Source organism: uncultured Nostoc sp. (assembly GCF_964245575.1).
Classification (GTDB): domain Bacteria; phylum Cyanobacteriota; class Cyanobacteriia; order Cyanobacteriales; family Nostocaceae; genus Nostoc.
Genome location: NZ_CAXTNP010000391.1, coordinates 1 through 5,623 on the forward strand (window position 1 = coordinate 1; position 5,623 = coordinate 5,623).

Here is a 5,623-nt window from a genome sequence, read left to right on the forward strand (position 1 = left end):
GCTCTCCCTTGTCCCCTTCATCTCCCTCATCCCCCTCACCTCTTCCCAAAAGCCTCCCCAACTCTTCCACCCAGTTGGTGTAAACGCGCATTACCACTGGCAAATAATCTTGAGTACCTATGGCTTTATTCTTTAAAGCTGGTATCAGTCCCGCATTCACCAGGGAACTTTTGCCCACACCCGATTGCCCATGAATTACTATCAGCTTATAATCAGGGCGACCCATGCGTTCAATTAAACGTTCTACATCCAATAGGCGACCAGATGCAGCAATTTCTGGGGCAATGTTTCCTTGGGGAGAGTTTGAGCGCAATGTCTCTACAAATGCCTGTTTTGTTGCTTCTAACCTACCCGCACCAATAAAAGCCCGCAAGCCAAATTGCTGTTCAATGGAACGCCGTTGCTGTTTGATTTTGTATGCTTGGAGATATTCTTTCTGCTCAAAATAAAGCTGCTGCAAAAACTTGAGAATATCCAAGTAAAGCCTGACATCTTCTAGGGGATTACCTACATCCCTAGCAGTTTCTAAGCTGAGAGTTGCCTGTTGAATTTGACCTAAATGGTATTGAGAACGACCTAAAATAAACTGATATAAGCTCAAATCTTTTGATTCTAAAACCCTTTCAGGAATATCAGATAAAACCTGACTTTTCACCTCATCCGCGAAACCTAACCCCCCAGCCCCCTTCCCTACCAGGGAAGGGGGAGAATTCAAAGCCTCTCTCCTTGCAGGAGAGAGGTTTGGAGAGAGGTTTTTCAGATCCCGTGAAAAGTCAGCAGATAAAACCTCTGATATATTCGCTGATTCCAAATTGGGAATCGCGGCAAAAACTTTCAAGGCTTGCTGAACAAGCTGATTTGCTTTCACCCAGTTATTTTGAGCCAAAGCCACTTCAGCTAAAAAACCGTAATCCTTGGCTAATTCTCTTGGCTGGTTGTTACTTTGATGGATTACTAAGGCTTGTTCTGAAAGACTCTGCAACGTTTCCCACTTTTGCAAGTCTCGCAAGATATCACCAAATTTAACTACTGAGTTAGCAATTAAATCTAGCCTTTGAAACTGGTTAATAAAATTTATATACTCTTGAACATAATGCCAAGTTGTATGCCAATCTGGATGATTTATCTCTTGATGTTTCAAAGCTTTGAGATAATAACAAAAGCCTATTTCACCGAGGATTTTGACCTGTCGCTCTAAATTATTACTTTGCTGCCAGAGCTTATAAGCGTTGTGATAATGCTGTAGCGCCGAATCTTTTTGATTATTTCTCTGTTTGAGAAAACCTAATAAAGATTCTAAATTAGCTTGAATTTCTAAATTATAAAACTCTGGCTGATTGAGTAAATATCTTTGCGCCGTTTCTAACTCAGTTTCCAGCTTGATATATACATTTACGCTAAAATTTAAGTTATTACTAAACCATTGATTAGCCGTTTCGATAATAAAGTCTACTAATTCCTGTGTTGATATGGCAAAATTTCTCGTAGTTGCCCAACTTTCCAAATCTGGCGCAAACTGTATTAGTTGCTTGTAGATTTCATCGTCAATCCACAACACTAAGGGGAAAGCAAAATTCTTGCGAAACTCTTCCCGCACCTGATTTGCAGAAGTTAACATCACAGACAAATTCTGCACTGATTCCAAACCCACAACCATCACACAGGCTGGTATTTCTGCGCCGAATTCTTCTTGAATCGCAGTATAAAGAGTCCTGTTCGATTGCTGCACCGCCAAGACACGAATTTCGACTTGACAAATTTCCCGCAATCTGGAGATTAAGCGATCGCGCTCTCTAGCATAATTACACCGGGCCAAAATCAGCTTAAACTGTCCCACAGAGGACTCAATCGCCCAAGCTAATTGTGCAACAGTGCGATCGCTGTTTACATAGTCATCTTCTGGTGGTTGCGAGTCTGTCATAAGCTAAGGATTCAAGACTACAAAATTAAATTTATTGGCGTTTTAACTCCTGTATCAATACTTGAGTACGTTTGCTAGCTTCTCTTGCTTGCTGTCTAAAATACTTGGCTTGCTGACGGTCACTTAAACACACTTCAGATGCTTTTCTACTAAATTCAACAGTTTGTTTACTGAGTTCTTTAATACGAGTCTTTAACTCTGGGATTGTTTTCATATTTCCTCCTGTTCTGAAATTACAATCTCTAAATTTTCTATCTCTTCATAAAGTCTATCTGCTCTACTAGCTAGTAAGCTAGCGTCCTCAAAATCGTTGTTTTCTACGGCTTTATCCGAGGCTCTGACTTTTCACGGTATCTGGAAAACCTCTCTCTAAATCTCTCTCCTAAAAGGAGAGAGACTTTGAATTTTCCCCCTTCCCGCCACGGGTTGGGGGTTAGGGGGTTAGGTCAATCGTTAGCTTTTCCACATAACGTGAAAAGTAAGATCCGAGGCTGAGTACAATTATTCTGTGATTTTGTGCAATTGTGCGTAAACTTTTAACAAAACATTTCTGGTTTCTGGTTTCATCATCTAATTATTCATCGATTCCCTGATTCCTCACTGTAGTTCTCTTGCTTCCGCCAAAACCGGATTAACATCAAACCAAGACTCGCCACCATCCCGATATTCAAAGACAAACCGACTGCGGATCAGTTTTTGATATCCCTGGTCATCACTCACCTTTTTCCTTTCCTTGACATGACGTAACAATTGCCACTCCTCATCAGAAATCGGCAACATGATTTCATTCCGCCGAGAACGAATCACTTGCTCTAAGGTTTCACGAGTTAGGGGAAGACTCATCTCTTCCGTAATCCAGGTATTCAGCAGCCTCAGCACGTCCCGCACATGACCACCGCTCATTTTACATAACCGCTCTAGGCTAGCAGCACTATCAAAAATCTCGGTAACTTTACTTAAACGCTCCTCTGGTGTCAAGTCAGGAAAAGCTCTAGCTAGTACCATCTGCTGCATCAGTGCCATTCCCTGTATATGAACACTGCCATCAGTCCTTTGTACAGGTACCATTGGTAACACCTTGGGATCTTCTGGGAAACGCTGAGTTAGCATTCCGTAATCATTGGAAAACTTCAAAGCCAAGGGCATAGTGTAGAGTAGATGACAATTAAGCTTCGTCAAAAACTCACCCTGATCGACAAATAAATATTCCTGTTGCGGACGACCCCAAGGTTTGGCACGATTATCTATGCGGTCAAGATTATCGACAATTACCACCAGACCATTTTTACCCTGCTGTTTGAGTTTAGCGATCGCAGGTTCCAATAATTCTTGATTAATCGCTTCCAGCAGCTTAGTTTTTTGTGGTGCTAAATACTGATTGAGTTTTTCTCGCAGCGTGGGGTCATTTTTCATCTTTGCCGTGATTTCACCAATGCCCACAGACAGAGAAAGCTTTTCTTTTTCAGAGGTGACACCAAAATCGCCGACATTCGGAACCTTAACTTTTACCCCCGTTACCTCGGAGTTTAAGACCTTCCAAGCACCTTGCAGCAACTCATTAAACTTGTTGGGTGACTCCAGAGTAATTTTATCTAGACTTTGACTCACACGACGAGCGATCGCTAGCAGCACATCAGCAATATCGACATCGGTCATTTCCAAGTCATCACTGGACTCAAAATAGACGACGTGGAAGCCTAACTTTTCCAGTTCTGCCTGTAACCGTAATAGTTCTGTCGATTTTCCACAACCAATATGCCCAGTAAATAAAGTGCAAGTGGGTTCATTGGGCTTAAAAAAAGTAATTTTCTGCTTCAGCTTGCCAAGAATATCACCACCGCGTACTGAGGAAAAATCTATGTAATACTTGCCATCAGAGCTATTATTGACAAACAGAGTTCTGCTGGGATCGCTAGCCTGATAAAATTCCCGTAAATCTATGGGCATAATGCTGGTAGTGCAATTCTCTCGTATTGTCTTAGATATCCTTGTTTAAAAGGATAAACTTATTTACATCTTTGCATCTCAATATTTCGGAGAATTTTTGCTTTTGCTGAAGGTAGACATTACATCTCCAAGTTACTCTCTTCTCTCTTCCTCTGTGTTCTCTGCGCCTCTGCGGTTCGTTTAGGAAGAATAAAACCACAGAGGCACAGAGAAATAAGAGTGCAAAGATGTAAGTAATATTTAAGTGATCTGCAAAAACCTAGACTTTTTTTGATACTATTTAAGGCCGGACTCTTGAAATATTGATTGACGTATGAGCAAAGGTACCCTGTTTGATAAAGTTTGGGACTTACACACCGTTGGTACACTTCCCTCAGGGCTGACGCAACTATTTATCGGGCTTCACCTAATTCATGAAGTCACCAGTCCCCAAGCCTTTGCTATGTTACGCGAGAGAAGTCTAAAAGTACTGTTTCCACAACGGACTGTCGCCACGGTCGATCATATTGTGCCGACAGAAAACCAGGCGCGTCCCTTTGCCGATAACTTGGCAGAGGAAATGATTCAGGCGCTGGAAAATAACTGTCAAGAAAATAACATAACTTTTTACAATATCGGTTCTGGTAGTCAGGGTATAGTTCACGTAATTGCTCCAGAACTTGGGCTGACTCAGCCAGGAATGACGATCGCTTGTGGAGATAGTCACACTTCCAGTCATGGGGCATTTGGTGCGATCGCATTTGGTATTGGTACTAGCCAAGTCCGAGATGTTCTCGCTTCCCAAACCCTCGCCCTTTCCAAACTGAAAGTCCGCAAAATCGCAGTTTACGGCACTCTGAACCCTGGAGTTTACGCCAAAGATGTCATCCTGCATATCATCCGCTTACTTGGTGTTAAAGGTGGCGTGGGCTATGCTTACGAATTTGCCGGTACAACATTTGAGCAAATGAATATGGAAGAGAGGATGACTGTCTGCAATATGGCGATCGAAGGCGGTGCTAGATGCGGCTACGTCAACCCGGATAAAGTCACCTACGATTACCTCAAAGGCAGAGATTTTGCACCCATTGGTGCAGATTGGGATAAAGCAGTGGCTTGGTGGGAATCCATCAAGAGCGATGCTGATGCCCAGTACGATGATATAGTGCTGTTCAACGCTGCGGAAATTTCTCCTACCGTTACCTGGGGGATTACTCCCGGTCAAGGTATCGGTGTCAACCAGTCAGTACCTCAGCCAGAAGAACTGCTGGAAGAAGACCGATTTATTGCTGAAGAAGCTTACCGCTATATGGATTTATATCCTGGTCAACCAATCAAGGGCACTAAAATAGATGTCTGCTTTATTGGTAGTTGCACCAACGGCAGGATTACTGATTTGCGAGAAGCGGCGAAAATCGCCAAAGGTCGCCACGTTGCAGAAGGAATCAAAGCTTTTGTTGTCCCCGGTTCTGAAAGGGTGAAGGAAGAGGCGGAAGCTGAAGGACTGGATAAAATCTTTCAGGAAGCCGGATTTGAATGGCGGGAACCAGGATGTTCTATGTGTCTAGCCATGAACCCCGATAAGCTACAAGGAAGACAAATCAGCGCTTCTTCCTCCAACCGCAACTTTAAAGGAAGACAAGGTTCCTCTTCCGGTCGGACATTGTTAATGAGTCCGGCGATGGTCGCCACAGCTGCGATTAAAGGCGAAGTCTCTGATGTGCGCGAGTTATTGTAATTTTGGGGACTGGGGATTGGGGATTAGGGATTGGGGAT

The 5,623-nt window shown here is 43.1% G+C and carries 3 protein-coding genes and 1 pseudogene; 1 reads left to right on the forward strand and 3 read right to left on the reverse strand.

Features of this window, described 5'->3' with window-relative positions:
* From ACFFAP_RS35195 to ACFFAP_RS35205, 3 genes and pseudogenes are all read right to left on the reverse strand, one after another.
* Nucleotides 1–1,921 (reverse strand): annotated as a pseudogene (locus ACFFAP_RS35195) (ribosome assembly protein 4); the annotation flags it as partial.
* A gap of 31 nt (nt 1,922–1,952) precedes the next feature.
* The gene (locus tag ACFFAP_RS35200) at nt 1,953–2,135 is read right to left on the reverse strand and encodes a hypothetical protein (RefSeq protein WP_375515554.1); all 183 of its coding nucleotides are present in this window, start codon (nt 2,133–2,135) and stop codon (nt 1,953–1,955) included.
* A 383-nt stretch (nt 2,136–2,518) separates the two neighbouring features.
* The gene (locus ACFFAP_RS35205; protein WP_375515555.1) at nt 2,519–3,868 is read right to left on the reverse strand and encodes an ATP-binding protein; all 1,350 of its coding nucleotides are present in this window, start codon (nt 3,866–3,868) and stop codon (nt 2,519–2,521) included.
* A gap of 313 nt (nt 3,869–4,181) precedes the next feature.
* Here ACFFAP_RS35205 and leuC point away from each other — a divergent pair, with 313 nt between their 5' ends.
* The gene (gene leuC, locus ACFFAP_RS35210) at nt 4,182–5,585 is read left to right on the forward strand and encodes a 3-isopropylmalate dehydratase large subunit (protein ID WP_375515556.1); all 1,404 of its coding nucleotides are present in this window, start codon (nt 4,182–4,184) and stop codon (nt 5,583–5,585) included.
* Nucleotides 5,586–5,623: the final 38 nt, after the last annotated feature.